The sequence below is a fragment of the Pseudomonas sp. NPDC096950 genome (genome assembly GCF_044762525.1).
Classification (GTDB): Bacteria; Pseudomonadota; Gammaproteobacteria; order Pseudomonadales; family Pseudomonadaceae; genus Aquipseudomonas.
In genome coordinates, this window is record NZ_JBIWEL010000019.1 from 1 (window position 1) to 19,134 (window position 19,134).

9 protein-coding genes, 1 rRNA gene and 1 pseudogene are annotated in these 19,134 nt (G+C 60.1%); 4 read left to right on the forward strand and 7 right to left on the reverse strand.

Features of this window, described 5'->3' with window-relative positions:
* Both rrf and ACIQY3_RS24490 read left to right on the forward strand, forming a co-directional pair.
* Positions 1 to 93: ribosomal RNA gene (gene rrf / locus ACIQY3_RS24485) — 5S ribosomal RNA — on the forward strand; the annotation flags it as partial.
* Positions 94 to 399: 306 nt separating this feature from the next.
* Positions 400 to 2,280: a methyl-accepting chemotaxis protein gene (locus tag ACIQY3_RS24490; RefSeq protein WP_403024722.1), complete on the forward strand. Its 1,881-nt coding sequence runs from the start codon at positions 400 to 402 to the stop codon at positions 2,278 to 2,280.
* A gap of 160 nt (positions 2,281 to 2,440) precedes the next feature.
* On the opposite strand, the gene ACIQY3_RS24495 is transcribed toward ACIQY3_RS24490, so the two are convergent.
* From ACIQY3_RS24495 to ACIQY3_RS24515, 5 genes are all read right to left on the reverse strand, one after another.
* The gene (locus tag ACIQY3_RS24495; RefSeq protein WP_403024724.1) at positions 2,441 to 2,908 is read right to left on the reverse strand and encodes an SRPBCC family protein; all 468 of its coding nucleotides are present in this window, start codon (positions 2,906 to 2,908) and stop codon (positions 2,441 to 2,443) included.
* 22 nt (positions 2,909 to 2,930) lie between these two features.
* A complete protein-coding gene (locus tag ACIQY3_RS24500; RefSeq protein ID WP_403024727.1) occupies positions 2,931 to 6,341 on the reverse strand; it encodes an amino acid adenylation domain-containing protein in 3,411 nt (1,136 codons plus the stop codon).
* Positions 6,342 to 6,354: 13 nt separating this feature from the next.
* Entirely contained in the window at positions 6,355 to 7,284 is a 930-nt protein-coding gene (locus tag ACIQY3_RS24505) for a diiron oxygenase (RefSeq protein ID WP_403024730.1), read from the reverse strand.
* Entirely contained in the window at positions 7,281 to 8,057 is a 777-nt protein-coding gene (locus ACIQY3_RS24510) for a DUF3050 domain-containing protein (protein WP_403024733.1), read from the reverse strand. The genes ACIQY3_RS24505 and ACIQY3_RS24510 overlap by 4 nt, the downstream gene beginning before the upstream one ends.
* 787 nt (positions 8,058 to 8,844) lie before the next feature.
* On the reverse strand, positions 8,845 to 9,555 hold the full coding sequence (locus ACIQY3_RS24515; RefSeq protein ID WP_403024736.1) for a GntR family transcriptional regulator: 711 nt from the start codon (positions 9,553 to 9,555) through the stop codon (positions 8,845 to 8,847).
* Between the two features lie 268 nt (positions 9,556 to 9,823).
* Here ACIQY3_RS24515 and lapG point away from each other — a divergent pair, with 268 nt between their 5' ends.
* Together lapG and lapD are read left to right on the forward strand one after the other, a co-directional pair.
* Positions 9,824 to 10,516, forward strand: a complete 693-nt coding sequence (lapG, locus tag ACIQY3_RS24520; protein ID WP_163914929.1) for a cysteine protease LapG — start codon at positions 9,824 to 9,826, stop codon at positions 10,514 to 10,516.
* 14 nt (positions 10,517 to 10,530) lie between these two features.
* The gene (gene lapD, locus ACIQY3_RS24525; RefSeq protein WP_403024739.1) at positions 10,531 to 12,477 is read left to right on the forward strand and encodes a cyclic di-GMP receptor LapD; all 1,947 of its coding nucleotides are present in this window, start codon (positions 10,531 to 10,533) and stop codon (positions 12,475 to 12,477) included.
* A 127-nt stretch (positions 12,478 to 12,604) separates the two neighbouring features.
* Here lapD and ACIQY3_RS24530 read toward each other — a convergent pair whose 3' ends face one another.
* Both ACIQY3_RS24530 and ACIQY3_RS24535 read right to left on the reverse strand, forming a co-directional pair.
* Positions 12,605 to 12,943 (reverse strand): hypothetical protein, encoded by a 339-nt coding sequence (locus tag ACIQY3_RS24530; RefSeq protein ID WP_054050336.1) that lies wholly within the window; start codon positions 12,941 to 12,943, stop codon positions 12,605 to 12,607.
* Positions 12,944 to 13,091: 148 nt separating this feature from the next.
* Positions 13,092 to 19,134 (reverse strand): annotated as a pseudogene (locus tag ACIQY3_RS24535) (LapA family giant adhesin); the annotation flags it as partial.

A 19,134-nucleotide genomic window follows, 5' to 3' on the forward strand; every position in this document is an offset into this window, starting at 1 on the left:
ACCACCTGATCCCATCCCGAACTCAGCAGTGAAACGATGCATCGCCGATGGTAGTGTGGGGTTTCCCCATGTGAGAGTAGGTCATCGTCAAGATTGAATTCCGAAACCCCTGTCTGCTAACGCAGACAGGGGTTTTGTCGTTTTGGAGCAGGTAAAACTTCACACGACAGGAAAGGGCTTAAAGCTAACCCGGAAGCTCTAGCACGCCGTTCGGCGGGAATCCGCTACGAATCCCAACCATTTCAGACAATTCCCTAAGATTTCTCCCGCTCGTGCCGAAAGACTGGTGAGACATGCGTGCACCAAAGTAGAGCGGCCCTCAGAAAGCCGTCTGCGCTGTTACATGGAATGTTGCAATCCGGAACGCATCCCCACTTTTTGCATAAGAAGTCCTATGAAATGAATCTCAAGTTCAGCCATAAAATCCTGCTGGCCGCTTCAGGCGTCGTGGTGCTGGCTTTTGCGTTGTTCACTTTGTACAACGACTATTTGCAGCGAAACACTATTCGGCAAAACCTCGAATCCTCTGTCCAGCAAGCCGGCGATCTAACCGCCAGCAGCGTGCAGAACTGGATGAGTGGCCGCGTGCTGGTGTTGGAGAACCTGGCGCAGAACGTCGCCCATCAAGGTGCGAATGCCGATCTGCCTGGCTTGGTCGATCAACCGGCCTTCACCTCGAACTTCCAGTTCACTTACGTCGGCCAGGCCAACGGTGTATTCACCCAGCGCCCGGACGCGAAGATGCCGGACGGCTATGACCCACGTCAGCGCCCTTGGTACAAACAAGCCGTCGCTGCCGACAAGACCATGCTGACTCCGCCTTACATGGCTGCGGTTGGCGGTCTGGTGGTGACGATTGCCCTGCCGGTGAAAAAGAACGGCGAACTGCTCGGTGTTGTTGGCGGTGACCTGAGCCTGGAAACCCTGGTCAAGATCATCAACTCGGTAGACTTCGGCGGCATCGGTCACGCGTTCCTGGTCAGCGCCGACGGTCAGGTGATCGTCAGCCCGGACAAAGACCAAGTGATGAAGAACCTGAAAGACATCTACCCGAACTCTGGTGTACGCATCGAGAAGGGTAATCAGGACGTCACCCTGAACAAGCAGGACCGCATCCTCTCGTTCACCCCGGTCACCGGTTTGCCGAACGCTGAGTGGTACATCGGTCTGTCGATCGACAAGGACAAGGCCTACGCTCCGCTGAGCCAATTCCGCACCTCGGCATTGATTGCGATGTTTATCGCCGTGAGCGCCATTGCAGTGCTGCTGAGCCTGCTGATCAATGTGCTGATGCGTCCGCTGACCACCATGGGCCGCGCGATGCAAGACATCGCCCAGGGTGAAGGTGACCTGACCCGTCGTCTGGCCGTGGAAAGCAAAGATGAGTTCGGTGAACTGGGCGGCGCTTTCAACCAGTTCGTGGAGCGGATTCACGCGTCGATTTCCGAAGTGTCTTCGGCAACCCGTCAGGTCCATGACCTGTCCCAACGAGTCATGGCTTCGTCCAACGCCTCGATCATCGGTTCCGACGAACAAAGTGCCCGCACCAACAGCGTGGCTGCCGCCATCAACCAACTCGGTGCCGCGACCCAGGAAATCGCCCGCAATGCTGCCGATGCGTCGCAGCACGCCAGCGGCGCGAGCGAGCAAGCTGACGACGGTCGTCAGGTGGTGGAAAAAACCATCCTGGCCATGACCGAGTTGTCGCAGAAAATCAGCCTGTCCTGCACCCAGATCGAAACCCTGAATGCCAGCACCGACAACATCGGGCACATTCTGGATGTGATCAAAGGCATCTCCCAGCAGACCAACCTGCTGGCACTCAACGCGGCCATCGAAGCGGCCCGTGCCGGTGAAGCCGGTCGTGGTTTTGCGGTGGTGGCGGATGAGGTGCGTAACCTCGCCCATCGCACCCAGGAGTCGGCAGAAGAGATCCACAAGATGATCACTTCGCTGCAGATCGGTTCTCGCGAAGCGGTGACCACCATGAACGCCAGCCAGGTCTCCAGCGAAGAGAGCGTTGAAGTGGCAAACCAGGCCGGCCTGCGACTGGTCAGCGTGACCCAGCGCATCGGTGAAATCGACGGCATGAACCAATCGGTGGCCGCGGCGACCGAAGAGCAGACCGCGGTGGTGGAAACCCTTAACGTCGACGTCAATCAGATCAACCTGCTGAACCAACAAAGCGTGGCCAACCTCAATGAAACATTGAAGGATTGCGATGCGTTGTCGTTGCAGGCCAATCGTTTGAAGCAGTTGGTCGACAGCTTCAAGATCTGATTCTGGTCAGTTCTACCGCGTTATCGTTCTTCGCGAGCAAGTCGAATCGTCGCACCGCCGCTCCCACATTTGATCGCATTCTTTCAGACAGAATTCGGCCAACCTGTGGGAGCGGGCTTGCTCGCGAATGCGGTGCTTCAGTCACCGCTGAGCCGAAGCCTTACGCAAACAGCTTCAACACATTATTCATCGCATCATCGGCAAAGCCCTGCACGAAGTCCTTGAACCCCGGTAATGCCTCGGCGCCGCCCTGGGCAGGTTCGGCGATGATGGTCCAGGTTGCCCGGGACTTGCCTGCTCCCAGAGATTCCACATTCATCGCCGCCCACAAATTGGCCACGCCCAAGGTGTTGTAGATCGTGGTCCAGGTCATGCTCAGCGCGTGGTCGTCCCGGGAGTTGAGTTGCTCGACCACCAGGTTGCCGTCCTTGAAGAATTTCTTGCGCAGGGACGACACGCCGTCGCCGGTCATTTCGATGTGCGACAGCGCCGGGATGAATTGATCGAAGCCGGCAAAGTTGCCGACCACCGCCCAGACTTTCGCCGCGTCCGCAGGCACGTCTACCGAAGACGCTACGTGGCAGCCGTGAGGGTTTTGGATCAGGGTATCGGGTTGCAGGGTTTTCATGGTCTTGCTCCAGTGGGGTGGTTCAGATGAAGTTGATTTCTTTGAGGTAGTCGCAGCCGCGACGCAGCAGCGCCGGGGATTTTTGTGGGTAGTGCGCGCCCATCTGCCGGACGCCGGCCTGTGCGTTGTCGTGGCCGATCATCGAGATGTCGCCGATGTCTTCCTCGAAGCCGTTGAGGTAGAAACCCAGCACGCCGAACAACGCGTTGTCGCTGTCGACCCGGCCCAGTTGCTGCTGCCAGTCGGCGACGCTGACCATCGAGAATTCCCGACCGGCTTCGCGAAACGAATCGACGTAGGCATCCCAGCTCAGCGGTTCGGGGTTGTGCAGGTTGAACACCGCGTGTTCTGGCTGATAACGGCTGGCATGGAACGCGATAAAACGGGCGAGGAAGTCCACCGGCATCAAGTCAAAGTTCAGGGAGAACTCAGGCACTTGGCCGAGCTGGATCGAGCCCTTGAGCATCAGCATCAAGCGATTCTTGTGCGGCTGGCACACACCCGTGAGGCTGTTGAAACTGATATTGCCGGGGCGATACAGATTGACCCGCACACCGCGCTCCCGCGCCCGCTCAAGGATTCGCTCGCCGACCCATTTGGACAGGTTGTAGCCGTTCTTGATGTAGATCGGCGGGGTCTGCGCAGCGGGCAACTCCAGCACCCGGCCATCGTCAGAAATCGTGCTGGAAGCCGAGAGCGTCGAGACGAAGTTGAAGATCTTCTTGCTGCGCCCTTCACACAACCGCAGACACTCGAAAATCGGCTCGACGTTATCCCGTGCCAGCGACTCGTAATCGAGTACGTGATTGACGTTGGCCGCGTTGTGCACCAACGCGCCGAACTCCCGATCCAGTCGCTCGTAGACGTCCTCCGCGAGCCCCAAAGAAGGGCGCGTGATGTCCGCTGCATAAACCCGTACCCGATGCAGGTCCAGGTGTTCCAGACGATTCTCGCGCAACGCCTGGGCGAAGCGTTCCGCCGCCGATTGCCCGCCACCGTCGCGCACCAGGCACGCGACTTCAGTGGCGCCCCAGGCGAGCAACGCTTCGACGATGTGTACGCCGACAAAACTGTTGGCCCCGGTGACGATCACCTTGTGCACATCGCCCATGCGGCTGATCGGCAGCGGCTGCACATCCAGTTCACGGAAGGCATCGGCCATGGCCTGCACGCTCAGCACTTCTTCGGTGCCCGAACCACGGACCAACGTCGCCAGTTTCGTGATCGTGGGCAGCTCGATAAAGCGGTTGATCGAGATGCTACGCCCAAACTCCTCACGCAGACGCAGCAACATCCGCGACAGCAGGATCGAGTGGCCACCCAGATTGAAGAAACTTTCGTCAGTGGAAATATCACTCGCCGGCAGCTCCAGCAATTCGGCCCAGATCTCCAGCAACAGTTCTTCATCGGCACTGGTGGGCAAGCGCCGAGCGCTGTTCTCCAGCACGTTCACCGGCAACGACAACAGCGCCTTGCGATCAACCTTGCCGTTACTGGCGAACGGCATGTTCTCCAGTTCAGTCCACGCGCCGGGTTGCATGTAGTCCGGCAGGAACTGCACAGCGTGAGCTTTCAGCGCCTCGCGAGCGGCGCCGGGTTGGTCTTCCTGGGGTTGGGCGAGGAACGCCAGAATCCGTCGCTGACTGTCGATGACCACTGCCACTTGCCGATAGAGCTGACTGTCTCGCAGGCAACGTTCGATCTCCTCCGGCTCGACCCGGAAGCCGCGGATCTTCACCTGATTGTCCCGCCGCCCGCACAGTTCGATACCGTCTCGAGTCCACTTCGCCATGTCGCCGGTGCGGTAGGCGCGCAGGCTTTCACCGCTCGGCAGGCTCAGGTTCAGATAACGTTCGGCGGTCTGTTGCGGGTTGTTCAGATAACCCAGGCACACACCCGGGCCGACGATGTACAACTCGCCGACGGTCTGCTCGGCCACCGGTTGAAAGCCTTCATCGAGAATCAGCACCTGGCTGTTGGTAATCGGGCCGCCGAGGGTGCGGTTGTTGTCACCGGGTCGCAGTTGCCGCGCGGTGATCAGCACCGTGGCTTCGGTCGGGCCGTAAAGGTTGTAGAGGTTGCCCTGGCGGGTCAGTTGCTCGATGACGTAGGGTTCGCACACGTCGCCGCCGGTCATGACGTGATCCAGCACTTGCAACTGATCCAGCGGCAGAATGCTTAACAGCGCCGGCGGCAGGAAGGCGTGGCTGAGTTGTTGATTGCGGATCAGCGCCACCAGTTGCAACGGATCGCGGCGCTGGTCGTCGCTGGGCACGATCAGCTCGGCGCCTTGCAGCAACGTCGGGAAAATATCGATCAGCGATGAGTCAAAACTCAGCGACGAAAACTGCAACACCCGACTCTGTTCGGTCAGTTGCACGTAGTCGGCATACCACGCGGTGAAGTGCGCGAGGTTGGCTTGGCTGAGCAACACGCCTTTCGGGTGCCCGGTGGTACCGGAGGTGTAGAGCGCCATGCACGGCGCGTCGAGCGCGGGTCGCTGTTGCATCAACGGCAGAGCGAGATCCACGTCGTCGACGTCGATACGGCTGATGTCCAGTCCCGGCATCTGCTCCGCCAGCGGATGCGCGCCGTCATGCAGCAACAACACCGCCCCGGCGTTCTCCAGAATGTATTGCTGACGTTGCAGCGGATGGCTCGGCTCCAGGGGCAGGTACACCGCGCCGCTGCCGAGAATCGCCAGAATCCCTGCATACAACGCGCTGCATTTGGGCAGGCAGATACCGACCACCAACGAGCCTTGATGCTGATCAAGCAACGGCTGCAAACGCTGCTGGATCGCCCGGCTGTGAGCATGCAATTGGCGATAGCTCAGGGACGTGCCGGCGATATTCAGCGCAGGTCGCTCGGCGCATTCGATAAAGCGCTGCTCAAGCCGCTCGATCATCGGGATCTGGCCCAGTTGCAGCAACCCGTCGTGCGCGGTGAGGTTGAGTTGATGGACGAAGGCCAGGTGCTCGAGAAACAGCAGATTTTCTACCCGCTCAAAATCAACCGGTGTCGCCGTTTCGCTGAGCTGGAAATACTCGGCATCCCGGGAAAACCGGCTGACCAGCAGCGCCACATGGTCCACCAGTTCTGCCACCGCCCGCAGGCGCAACGACTGGCCGTTACCGGAAGGTTCGTCGGCAATCGGCACGCGAGTGAACAGCGTCGAACCGTAGGTGCACAGCAAGTCCAGGTTTGGCAGCCCCGACGATTCCCCAACACCCAATTGCAGCGTCAATCGCGGCACATCGCCGGCGTCGGCAAAAGCCACACTGGCATCGTCGATCAGTAAGTCGACGTTGCCCAACGTTCGCTCACCCGAAGCAGCCTGCCGCACCAGTGAATGTCCATGTTGTTCGAGCTCCAGCGCCAGGTCGTTCAAGGCCTGGCTCTGCCCTATAAGCACAATGTCGAGACGTCTCATGATGTTCTCCTCGTTAAACCAGGTAGTCGCTCAGGGCTTCTTGAACGCACGGCGAATCGAGCAGCGAACTGCTGCGGAAAAACCGCACGATGTTGGCAACCAACGGGTGATGGCGATTGATCGGGAAGGCCAGCCCCGACACTTCGCTCTTGAGTGCCCGGCGTGCGGCGTCACTGACCTGCAAGGACTCGATCAGGCGAAAGTCGAAGGACTTCTGGATGTCGTTGGTCAGGTAGTGCCCGATAAACACCGGCAGGATCTGCGCGATGCACTGGCGGTCGACTTCGCTCGCGGTATGCCAGTAGATGCGCACCAGTCGCGCCCAGAAACCGGAGTGGCGACCCTCATCCAACAAGTGGTCGGCCATCAGCCCCTTGATCGATTGCTTGACCGTGTCGTCCTTGGCAAACGCCGCGACATCGCCGGTCACGGTGTTCTCGGCGATGGCCACGCAGATCAGCTCCACGGCGCTGCGCAGGTGTTCCGGTGCCAGCGCCACGGCGGCGGGAATCGCCCGGCTCAACTCGATTTCATCCGGCAGTTCGATCGGCGTGATGCCGGTCATGGCCACGGTCTGCTGCATGAAGTCCATCGCCACCAGGGCGTGGTAATCCTCGTCCACCACCACGGTCATGGCGTCGTAGCGGCAGGCGAACGGGAAAGCCACGGCGAAGCGATTCTTGGCGATGCTGCGCGCGGTCTTGTCGACGATCTCGGTTTCAAAAATCACCACGTCGTTGATGAATTTGTAGAGCGTCTGCACCAGGGCGAAATCCCGTTGTTCCGGGCATTCGCGCAGGAAGGTTTCGCTCAGCACCAAGGGTTGGCGGCTCAACGGGTAGATCAGTTTGTCGTCGTTCTCCAGCACACGTCGGGGCCGGGTGCGAATGGTCGCGCGGCTCTCCCAGGCGTCGGCGAAGGATTGGTAGTCGGCGGCGTTCATGCGCTCACCTCACCGACGGTTTCGTTCATGCTGACGCGCAAGCCATCCCACAGGGCGATGCGGCTTTCCACCGCGGCGATGGCGCTGGCGTACACGTCTTCCTGACGTTGCGGGTCGCCATCGACCAGTCGCTCAAGGAGTTTTTCCGCAGCCGGGCCGTGGTCTTCGGAGTCGACTTCAATGTGGCGTTCCAGGTAGTAACGGAAGGTCGGGGCCTGGTCGAGGCCAATGCCCCAGTCGTCGAGAATCCGCTGGAACATCTGCGGGATCACGCTTTCCCGACCATGCAGGAACACCGCCGCCACGCTATGACCCGGCGCATGCAGCGCGGTGTGCAAGGTATGGCGCACGAACTGCGCGGCGGCGGGGTCGATGTCCACGCTTTGCAGCGCCACGTCGTAGCTCACACCTTCTTTTTGCAGCGCGACGAAGCGCTCCACCGCGACGGTGCTCGCACCGACTTCGCGCATCGCATCCAGGTACAACTCGAAATGGCTGTAGTGACCGCTGGCGGGGCGATCATCGGACTCTTCGCCGAGTACGATCTCGTTGATCAGCCGCGCCGCTTGCGGATCTCGCGGTGGCAGCCAGGGCAACTGCACGCAGGTCAGTTCCTGCTGCAGGCGCTTGGTCAGCGACATGAAATCCCAGACCGCAAACACATGGGTTTCCATGAAGCGTTGCAGGATCGACAACGAATGTATTTCGCCAAAGATCGGGTGAGCGCTAAGTTCGGCTTTCTTTTGGTTGAGACGGTCTTTAGTCGGTTTCATGGGCGAGCCTATAAGTAATCTGGAGTACCAATGGGGGGGGGTAAACAATTAGCGATAGTGGATGAGTGTTTTATCTGGGCGAGCGAAGGCCTCAATCGAATTGATGTGTATGAGTTCTGAAACAGTCTGTGTCACGCCTTGTAGAACTTAGGCCTGCAGCCTTGCTGGCCTGGATCCAATGGCGGCGGAGAAAAACTAATACATCAATAAAGTTCCCGGCAAGTTATTTTTATATTATTTGAAAGTTTAACTTTTTCGGGCGCGACAAGTTCCAATAAAACTTTCGGTTTAAGTTTTATTTGGATGAAGTTACTCCTTCCGGCTTATATAAGTCAGAATCGAATAAGAGAGTGAATGCCTCACTCAGAGCAACTATCAAACTGCGATCGTTGGTGTCATCTGGGGGGATGGAAGCTGGCCGGGAATACGCCGTTTACTTCCTTTCCCGTGGCAAGACTCCTTCCGTAGGTTCTTGGTGCGCAGACGGCTCCCGCGAGTGCGGTGCATCGGCGTTCATTGTTAAGTTGGCAGGCCAAGAGTGAGCGTAAATCAAGGCAGCCGCTATCGTTGGTGCGCCATCGTTGGCTGCAATTATCGGGCTTGAGGGGAAGTTGCAGGCTGGCCCCGGAGCAAGCAGGAGCGGCATCGTCCTACTGGGAGATGTTTGAGCGAATGGGGGATTTGTAAGGGGTTTTTACGCCGGGTAACCCGGGACGGGCTCAGCGATACACTGCGACAAGCGCCGGCGAGCACATTCGATGTGCTCGCGCGTGCCTGGGGTGGCGGTTTATCTCGAGGTTTTCTTGCCTGGGGTGGCGGTGCTTTCGAGGTAGCGTGTGATGACCTCGACACCACGATTGAGGTGATGCTCGAGCAGTTCTACTGAAAGCTTGATGTTCCGGTCTTCCACGGCGCGCAACAGGTTCCGGTGATCTTCCTGGGACAGTTTGCCCAGGCCCATCGCCTCAAGATTGAAGCGCAGGAAGCGCTCCTCTTCGTTCAATCCGTCTTCGACCAGTCGCAATAGCCGGCGATTGGGCGCCTTGCTGTACAGCGCCATGTGGAACAGGCGATTGAGTCGGCCGATCTCGGTGTAGTTGTGTTCGGTTTCCAATTCATCGATGTAGCGTGCCGCCTGTTCAAAATCGGCGGTTCCGAGCAAGGGAATCGAGCGACGCAAGGCTTCGGATTCCAGCAGGATCCGCAGTTCATAGGTTTCTGTAGCATCGCCCTGTACCAGAGCAGCGACCACGGCGCCTTTATGGGCGACGACATTGAGCAGCGATTGCGCTTCGAGTTGGCGCAATGCTTCGCGCACCGGCATGCGGCTGACGCCGAACAGGTCCGCCAGGTCTTGCTGGCGCAGTGCTGTGCCGCAAGGGATGCGTCCGTCGAGAATCGCCGAACGCAGGGTTTCTTCGATCACCGAACGCGCCAGGTGAGCGGGAATCGGCCCGTTGACCTTGATGCTGTTCAGAGGATTGGGCTTCTGTGTCACTACTACGCACCCTGAATGACTGAAGTTGGTTTTTGGATCCAAATGGACACTAGTGACTGTTATACAGGTTGTCAAACCTTGTAAAAGTTCGCAGCAACTTATGTCGAGGCCGCTGCCCTGAGGGATCTGCTGACGGTCGTGATCTTTTTTATGATTACTCACATATCAAGTTTAGCGCGCTGCAAGTGATCTCACCGTGCCATTGTCTTTTACCGGGCTAACCTGCACCATCAACCGATTTCCACCTGCCTACCCTGGATGCCTCGCATTGGCGGTACGTTTCGCAATCCCCCGGATGTTGCGCTGGCTGTGCTGCGCGCTGCTGCTGGCCGGCGTCATGCTGGGCGGGTTGCATGCCGACTGGGATTTTTCCCTGATCAGCCGCCGTGCCCAGGCACTTTACGGGCCATTGGGCGAGGGACAGCAACGCATCGATGCCTGGCAGCGCTTGCTGGCTACCCAGAAGCAGGTCGGCGAGATGGAAAAGCTTAACGTGGTGAACCAGTTCTTCAATAAACAAATGCGCTACGAAGAAGACATCGACCTTTGGCACGAGGTCGATTACTGGGAAACCCCCATCGAAGCCTTGTGGAAAGGCGCTGGCGACTGCGAAGACTACGCCATCGCAAAGTATTTCAGTTTGCGTCATCTGGGGGTTTCCAGTGACAAGCTGCGCATTACCTACGTCAAGGCGTTGCGCCTGAACCGGGCGCACATGGTGTTGACCTACTACTCGACACCCGAGGCGATGCCGCTGGTGCTCGACAGCCTGATCAACGAGATCAAGCCGGCCAGCCAACGAACTGATTTGCTGCCGGTCTACTCTTTCAATGCCGAAGGCTTGTATTTGCCCGGTGCCAAGGGCAACAAGAAAGTCGGTGACACCAAGCGCCTGTCCCGTTGGCAGGATGTGTTGAAGAAAATGCAGGCCGAAGGATTTCCGGTCGAGACGACTAACTAGGAGCACGCGCTCAGATGTCTTTGTTCAAACAGCTGTTGATCGCTATCTGCCTGTTCCTTGTGGTCGCCTTCACCGGCAGCTTCATGGTCAGCCTGGAGAGCTCGCGCACTCAGTACGTCAATCAGTTGCGCTCCCACGCCCAGGACGCCGCCACGGCGCTGGCGCTGTCCCTGACGCCGAATATCGACGACCCGGCGATGGTCGAGTTGCTGGTCAGCTCGATTTTCGACAGCGGCTACTACGCGAGCATCCGTGTGGTCGATCTCAAGACCGACCAGACCATCGTCGAGCGCAGCGGCATTCCGGCGGTGAACAACGTGCCGGACTGGTTCGTCAAAATGATCGGATTGGAAGCCGCTGGCGGCGATGCACTGGTCAGCCGTGGCTGGGAACAGGCTGCAAGGGTTGAGGTGGTCAGCCACCCGATGTTCGCCCTGGCCAAGCTGTGGCAGAGCGCGCTCGGGAGTCTTGGCTGGTTGCTGATCTGCGGCGCGGTGAGTGCGGTGTTGGGCGCGTTGCTGTTGCGTCGACAACTGAAGCCGCTCGATTACATGGTCAAGCAATCCCATGCCATCGCGCGCCGGGAATTCCTCAGCCTGCCGGAACTGCCACGCACGCCGGAACTGCGCCGGGTGGTGCAGGCCATGAACCAGATGGTCGAGAAGCTCAAGGCGCTGTTTCAGGAACAGGCCGAGCGCAGTGAAAAACTGCGGGTCGAGTCCTATCAGGACAACCTTACGGGCCTGGCCAACCGGCGTTATTTCGAAATGCAATTAAACGCCCGGGTGAGCAATCCGGAGCAAGCCAGTTCCGGTTATCTGCTGCTGTTGCGGGTTAAGGACCTGGCTGGTTTGAACCAGCGCCTGGGCGGGCAGCGTACCGATGATTTGCTGAAAGCGGTGGGCGAGCAATTGTCCCGCGAGTGCGCCAAATACCCGGAAACCCAGAACCTCGTCACGCGGATTCGCGGCGGTGAATTCGCCGTGCTGGCGCCAGGGCTGGTCCGCGAGGAAGCGCTGCAACTGGCGCAGAACCTCGACAGCGCGTTGGCGAGCCTGCATGCGACCGGCGCCACCGACGTAGCTTCGGTGGCCTCTATCGGGCTGGCGCCGTTTGTTCATGGCGATTCGCCGCAAGCGGTGCTCGGTCTGGCAGACCAGGCGTTGGCGCAGGCCGAAGGCCAGGGCGAGCAGAGCTGGGCGTGCCTGGATCACAGCGCGTCGGCCAGTGTCGGTGACGACCATCATGCGTGGCACACATTGCTTGATGGGGCATTGAATCAGCAGCGGTTTGAGCTGTATTTCCAACCGGTGGTGGCGAGTCATGACACCGCGCTGGTGCTGCATTACAAGGTGCTGTCGCGGTTGCTCGACGACCAGGGCCAGACCATTCCCGCCGGACGTTTCCTGCCGTGGCTGGAGCGCTTTGGCTGGACGGCGCGGCTGGACCGGCTGATGTTGGAACTGGTGCTTGGGCAAATGGCCGGGCATGAAGAATCCCTGGCGTTGAACCTGTCTTCGGCGACGTTGGCGGACCCGCAGGCGCTGAATCGAGTCTTCGAGATCTTGCGTCAGCATTCGAATCTGGGCGAGCGCCTGACCCTGGAAATCGGTGAAGAGCAGTTGCCTGAGCAAGCGGTGCTGGAGCAGTTGACCCGGCGTCTGCGCGAACTTGGGTTCTCCCTGAGCCTGCAGCGGTTTGGCGGGCGGTTCAGCATGATCGGCAACCTGGCGCGACTCGGGCTTGCGTACCTGAAGATTGATGGCAGCTACATCCGGGCGATTGATCAGGAGAGCGACAAACGTTTGTTCATTGAGGCCATCCAGCGGGCGGCGCACAGCATTGACCTGCCGCTGATTGCCGAGCGGGTCGAGACTGAGGGGGAATTGTCGGTGATTCGCGAGATGGGGTTGTATGGGGTTCAGGGGCAGTTGTTTGGTGAGCCCAAGCCCTGGAAGTAAGGTTTAGATTTGTGCTGTTTTTGAGTCCGTCTTCGCGAGCAAGCCCGCTCCCACATTGGAATGCGTTCCCCTGTGGGAGCGGGCTTGCTCGCGAAGGCGTCAGTAAAGGCACCGATGAAGGTGGGGTCTAGATCAACCCCGTCTCATCATCATCAATCAAATGACTCAACCCACCCAACGCTTCCCGGGCCTGGGTCCGGTCCATCAGTTTGGCTTGGGCGGCGGCCGGCAGGTCGGTGACGCGGATCACGCCTTTGCTGGTCAACACCTGGATCAAGTCGTCGAGTACCCGGATCATTTCCAGGTCGCTCTGCTTGAGCTGCTTGAGGCTGGTTTCCATCACTTCGTTGGCGTACCAGGCCTGGATTTCGTGGTTGTCGGCCGGCAGTGTTTCCGTGGCCTCGGCATAGGCCGCGGCTTCCACGCGCACCAATTGGCCCTGCGCATCGCGTTGCACGTAAAACATTGAGCATCCCTCAGAAATGGACCAGCGTCATGCTGTCAGCAGCATAGGCCAACTGTTGGCGAGTATGCGGTGCGGCGACGAAATCGTCACCGCCGAGATGGCCGCAAACGTGACGGCCGCCCCATAAGGGCGGCCGTTTTACGTGGCATCAGCTGTTGTTGTGATCGACTTTGATGGTCGGATCGCTACCGGCAATCAGGTTGTGCAGGTTGGCGGTAGACCAGTTGTTGCCTTCCAGTTTGATCGTCACATCCGGTGTCGCCGCTGCGGCATCCGCCGAGTTGAACTTGCCGGCCGAGCTGACCTGCAACGACGACACGCCATCGACCGTGGTGATCTTCAGGAAGTTGTCGATGGTGCTGCCGGTTTCGCCCTGCAACAAATCGCGCAGGTCGATACGGTCACCTTCGCTGGCCTTGAAGTCCTTGATCACGTCGTTGCCGGTGTCGCCCGCCTTCCACACAAAGGTGTCGGCACCCGAGCCGCCAATCAGGATGTCATTGCCCGAGCCGCCCATCAGCGTGTCGTTGCCGGTGCCACCGAGCAGGATGTCATTGCCCTTGCCGCCATCGAGCGTGTCGTTACCGCCCGAGCCGAACAGGATGTCATTGCCCGCACCGCCTAGCAGCGTGTCATTGCCGTCGTGGGCGCCGGACACGTCGAACGCGGTGTAGTGCTCGGTGATGAACTGGTGCACGTTGCTGGTGGTGACTTTGCTGACGTCCACGCCGGTTTGCTGGGCGACGAACGCCTGCATGGCCTGGTAACCCTCGCCGGCGATGCCGTTGAAGCTTACCAGGTCGCCGAACAGGATGTCGTTGCCGTCACCGCCGCTGACCGTGTCGGAACCTGGCAGCGTCGCTTCGGTGTGACCGATGATCGAGTTGGCCAGGTCTTTCGGGTCGATGTTGGTTTGTGGCGTTTTGTCCGAGTCGTAGGGTTTCAGGTCAGCCAGGGTCACGTCGCTGTTCAAGCCGATGGCTTCGACGTTCGACAGGTTGCCCAGCAATGCGAAGCTGCTGCTGGCATTGTCGACGGTGGTTTGGCTGGTGCTGCTACCGCTGCCCGCCAGGCTCGACAACTCGTAGGTGCCATCACCCTGGGCGTGCAGCGAACCCGGGGTTGTGTACGACCAACTGCCGCCGGATTTGGTCCAGACAGTCACAGCGCCCGAGGCCGAGATATCGATCTGGTGGTTGCTGTCCGGGACCAGGCTGACGGCTTTGCCCAACTGGTAATTGGTGGTGTTAATCACGCTGTCCAGTTTGACGCTGCCATACAGGTTCGGGTTGGTCTGCTCGCCACTTTGGTAGTAGGTCGGCTTGCCGTCGGTGATGAAGTACGTGAGGTTCTTCGCCCCGGTGTTGGCCACCGCATCAGCGCTCTGGAACCAGTTGGCCGTGGTCTTGAACACGTCCTCGTAGTTGGTGCCGCCGCCGGATGACATCGAATCCAGGACTGCCTTGAGCGAGGTCAGTGCATTCGGGTCGTTAAGGTTGACCGACACCGACTTGTTGACCTGGGTATCGAAGTCCACCAGGAAGATGTTCACGGTGCCCGAGTTGCCGCCCATGCTCTGCTTGAGGGTGTTGAACACCGACGTCAGAGAGTCTTTCGCGGCGCTGATCGACGACGCGCTCATGCTGCCCGAACTGTCGACCATGAAGGCGATGTTGTAGTTGGTGCCCGGCACCACGGTCAGGCCGCCGATGTCGGCGATCATGATGTCGTTGCCGTCGGTGCCAGTGATGGTGTCACTGGCCGACGTGGCGGTGATTGCGTTGTAGGTCGCCGGGTACACGGTGACCGGGATCTGCGCCGTGGTGATCGCCGAACCGCCCAGGGCCTCGGTGGAAGTCGAGGTCACGGTCAGGTTGAACTGGCCGTTGTAGTAGGTCGGCGGGGTGACGGTCAGGGTGCCGAGGTTCCAGCCGGTGACGTTGGCTTCGCCGGAGGTCGCGGTGGCGGTGAAGGTATGACCCGCGCCGTCAGTCAGGACCGAGCCCGCCGGGATGCCGCTGATTTTCACGCTCAGGCTTTCGGAGCCGTCGGTGTCGGTCAGTGCGGTGTTGATCGCGGACAGATGAACGCTGGTGCCTTCGAAACCGGTATTGAGTTTGTAGCCGTCGTAGTAACCCTCACCGTTAGTGCCGTGCAGGTCGGAGACGGTCACGCCGGAAGCGGCCAGATCCGCCACGCCGGTGTACAGCGGCACGCCAGCGCTGCTCAGGTCGATGGCGGTGCCGCCGTTGACCGACAGGTTGACGTCATAGCTGCCCGGGCCACTTTGGTTGTGGTGGTAGATGTCCAGGGTGTAGTAGCCGCTGGCGGTCGGTGTGAACGAACCAGTCAGGCTGCCGCCCGAACCCCACAGGGCGGACGCGACGTTCTTGCCGCCGATGGTCACCAGCAAGCTGTCATCGCCCGAACCGCTGAAGGTGTAGGTCTTGCCGGCTTCGAGGTAGATCAGGCCGGAAGTTTTCGACGCCGTACCTGCCGCCACACTGCCGTCGGACTGCACGTTGGTCACGGTGGTGCTGGAGTTCGGTGTGCCCGCCGCGTCGATGACCGATTTGAGCGTGGCCGTCGGTGCGCCACTGCCATCGGTGCCCAGGCCCGACAGGCCGGTCCAGACTTCCTTGGTCAAACCGGTGGATTTGACGCTGTTGTCCGCCACGGTCAGGGACGGCGCATCGGCCACTGGCGTGATGTCGATTTTCACCGTGCCGGTGTTGCCCAGCAGTTGACCGTCAGTTGGCTGGAACTTGATCTGCGCGTAGTCCGCCTGATTGTTGCCCACGCCGGTGCCGCCGTAGCCATTGGTGCCGGATTCGTTGGCGTCCGGGGTGAAGCGCAGCTTGCCGGCGTCGATGTCAGCCTTGGTGAAAGTCTGGTTGTTGGTGACGTCGGTCCAGGTCGAGCCGTTCAGGTACTGCAACTTGCCTTCGCCCGGCAGGCCGGTGATTTTCACGCCCAGGCTCGCAGCCGGGCTGTCCACATCGCTGATGCCGAAGGTCGACCAGCCGAGGATCAGCGGGGTGTCTTCGGTGCCGGTGACGTTAACCGGTGCAGCGGTTGGCGCATCGTTCACGGCCACCACATTGACGGTGGTGGTCGCGACGTTGGAGTAGTTGCCGCCATCGGTCACGGTCACGGTGATGATCCGTGGCACGGTGCTCGGGTCTTCACTGCTGTTGGTGAAGCTGATGTTCTTGATTTGCTGCATGTAGTCGGCCAGCGTCGCGTTGCCCGACAGGGTCAGCGTGACGGTGCCATTGGTGCTGTTGGCATTGATAGTGATGCCGTTGACGCTGGTGCCCAGGTTCAGCGCATCGCCATCCTGACGGTTGGTCAACACGATGGTGGCGCCGGTCAGCATGGTGCTGTCCGGGTCGGTGATTTTCAGGTCGGTGTCGGCAATCGACACGCCCTGGCCCGTGGTGCCTTCGGTGAAGGTCACGTTGTAATTGGCACCGGTGGCGCCGCTGGAATTGTTGGCATCCAGGTCAATGACCGGCGGCGCATCGTTGTCGATGATCGAAGTGCTGACGCTGCCATTGGTGGCGCTGACCGCGAGGTTCTCGAAGTTGCCGCCGGTAGCCGAGTCGATCTTGACCACGAAGTTTTCGGTGCCTTCGGTGATCTTGTCGTCAATGGTCGCCACGTTGAAGTTGGCAGTGCTGGCACCGGCCGGGATTTTCACGGTGTACACACCGGTGAAGTCCGAACCGTCGGCGGCGGTGCCGCTGTAGACGATTTTCAGCGTCACGTCGGTTTGCGCCGGGTGCGTCAGGCTGACGGTGTAGCTGGCGGTCTGGCCTTCGGTCACCGAGGTGCTGCCGGTGATGCTGACTTCGGTTTTGTCGATGGTGTCGGTGACGTTGGTCACGGCTGGCGTGTTGTTGGTCGCCAGGTTCTCGAAGCCGCCGCCGGTGGCGTTGGTGATCGTTGCCTGGACGGTGCCGGCATCTTTGTACACGTCATCGGCCGGAGCTGGAACGGTCACCGTGCCGGTGGTTTTGCCGGCGTCGATGGTGATCACCGAGCCGTTGCTGAGCGTCACGGTCACTGGCGTGCCGGCGGCGTTGGTCAGGGTCGCGGTGTAGGTGATCTGGCCACCTTCGGCTACCGAGCCGGTTGCGCTCAACGACAGGTTGGTGGTGTCGACGGTGTCGGTCACGGTGGTGCTGACCGGGGTTTTATCGGCGACCAGGTTTTCGTAGTTGCCGCCGCTGACGTTGGTGATCGAGTTGGTCAGTGGTGCGTGGCCGGTCAGCGCATCGTTTGGCGCGATGGTGGTCACGGTGCCGGTGGTTTTACCAATGTCGATCGTGATGTTTTGGCCGTTGGCCAAGGTCACGGTGACCGCAGAACCGGTCACTGGCTGGCCGACGGTGGCGGTGTAGGTGACGGTACCACCTTCGGCGGCGCTGCCGGTCGCGGTCAGTTTGACGGTCGAGGTGTCGATGGTGTCGGTCACGTTGGTCACGGCAGGCGTGCTGCTGGTGGCCAGGTTTTCGAAGCTGCCACCGGTGGCTTTGGTGATCGTCGCTTGAACGGTGCCGGCGTCTTTGTACACATCATCAGCCGGAGCTGGAACGGTGACGGTGCCGGTGGTTTTACCGGCGTCGATGGTGATTACCGAACCGTTGCTCAGGGTCACGGTGACCGGCGAGCCAGCAGCGTTGGTCAGGGTTGCGGTGTAGGTGATCTGGCCGCCCTCGGCCACGGAGTTGGTTGCACTCAGCGACAGGTTCGTCGTATCGACGGTATCGGTGACAGTCGTCGAAACCGGTGTCTTGTCGGCGACCAGATTCTCGTAGTTGCCGCCGCTTACGTTGGTGATCGAGTTGGTCAATGGCGCGTGACCGGTCAACACGTCGTTCGGCGCGAGGGTGGTCACGGTGCCAGTGGTCTTGCCGATGTCGATGGTGATGTTTTGGCCATTGGCCAAGGTCACGACAACTGGAGAACCAGTCACTGGTTGGCCAACAGTCGCGGTGTAGGTGACGGTGCCACCTTCAGCGGCGGTGCTGGTTGCAGTCAGTTTGACGGTCGAGGTGTCGATGGTGTCGGTGACGTTGGTGGACGCCGGAATAGTGCTCGGCACCAGGCTCTCGAAGTTGCCTCCGGTTGCGCTGGTGATCGTTGCCTGGACCGTGGTTGCGTCTTTGTAGACATCGTCGGCAGGGGCCGGGACGGTGACGTTGCCCGTGGTTTTGCCCGCGTCAATCGTGATCACCGCACCATTGGACAAGGTCACGGTGACCGGCGAACCGGCAACGTTGGTCAAGGTCGCGGTGTACGTGATCTGGCCGCCTTCAGCCACGGTATTAGTGGCGCTCAGCGACAGGTTGGTGGTGTCGACAGTGTCGGTCACGGTGGTGCTGACCGGGGTTTTGTCGGCTACGAGGTTCTCGTAGTTGCCGCCAGTCACGTTGGTGATCGAGTTGGTCAACGGTGCGTGACCGGTCAACACGTCGTTCGGCGCGAGGGTGGTGACAGTGCCGGTGGTTTTGCCGATGTCGATGGTGATCGTCTGGCCGTTAGCCAAGGATACGGTCACTGGAGAGCCGGTCACTGGCTGGCCGACAGTCGCGGTATAGGTGACGGTGCCACCTTCAGCGGCGGTGCCGGTCGCCGTCAGTTTGACCGTCGAGGTGTCGATGGTGTCGGTGACGTTGGTGGACGCTGGAACAGTGCTTGGCACCAGGCTTTCAAAATTGCCGCCGGTGGCGGTTTTGATTGTTGCCTGGATCGTGCCGGCGTCCTTGTACACGTCATCAGCCGGAGCTGGGACGGTGACGGTGCCCGTGGTTTTGCCCGCGTCGATGGTGATCACCGAGCCATTGCTCAGGGTCACGGTCACTGGCGAGCCAGCCGCATTGGTCAATGTCGCGGTGTAGACGATCGAGCCACCCTCGGCGACCGAGTTGGTAGCACTGAGGCTGAGGTTCGTCGTATCGACGGTGTCGGTGACTGTCGTCGAAACAGGCGTCTTGTCAGCAACCAGATTCTCGTAGTTGCCGCCAGTCACGTTGGTGATCGAGTTGGTCAGCGGCGCATGACCGGTCAACACGTCGTTTGGCGCGAGGGTGGTCACGGTGCCGGTGGTTTTACCGATGTCGATGGTGATGTTTTGGCCATTGGCCAAGGTCACGACAACTGGAGAACCAGTCACTGGTTGGCCA

Excerpts from the sequence above, each read along its gene's own strand:
- ACIQY3_RS24490 (WP_403024722.1), top strand. The coding sequence starts at position 400 with ATGAATCTCAAGTTCAGCCATAAAATCCTGCTGGCCGCTTCAGGCGTC.
- ACIQY3_RS24495 (WP_403024724.1), bottom strand. The coding sequence starts at position 2,908 with ATGAAAACCCTGCAACCCGATACCCTGATCCAAAACCCTCACGGCTGC.
- ACIQY3_RS24500 (WP_403024727.1), bottom strand. The coding sequence starts at position 6,341 with ATGAGACGTCTCGACATTGTGCTTATAGGGCAGAGCCAGGCCTTGAAC.
- ACIQY3_RS24505 (WP_403024730.1), bottom strand. The coding sequence starts at position 7,284 with ATGAACGCCGCCGACTACCAATCCTTCGCCGACGCCTGGGAGAGCCGC.
- ACIQY3_RS24510 (WP_403024733.1), bottom strand. The coding sequence starts at position 8,057 with ATGAAACCGACTAAAGACCGTCTCAACCAAAAGAAAGCCGAACTTAGC.
- lapD (WP_403024739.1), top strand. The coding sequence starts at position 10,531 with ATGTCTTTGTTCAAACAGCTGTTGATCGCTATCTGCCTGTTCCTTGTG.
- ACIQY3_RS24530 (WP_054050336.1), bottom strand. The coding sequence starts at position 12,943 with ATGTTTTACGTGCAACGCGATGCGCAGGGCCAATTGGTGCGCGTGGAA.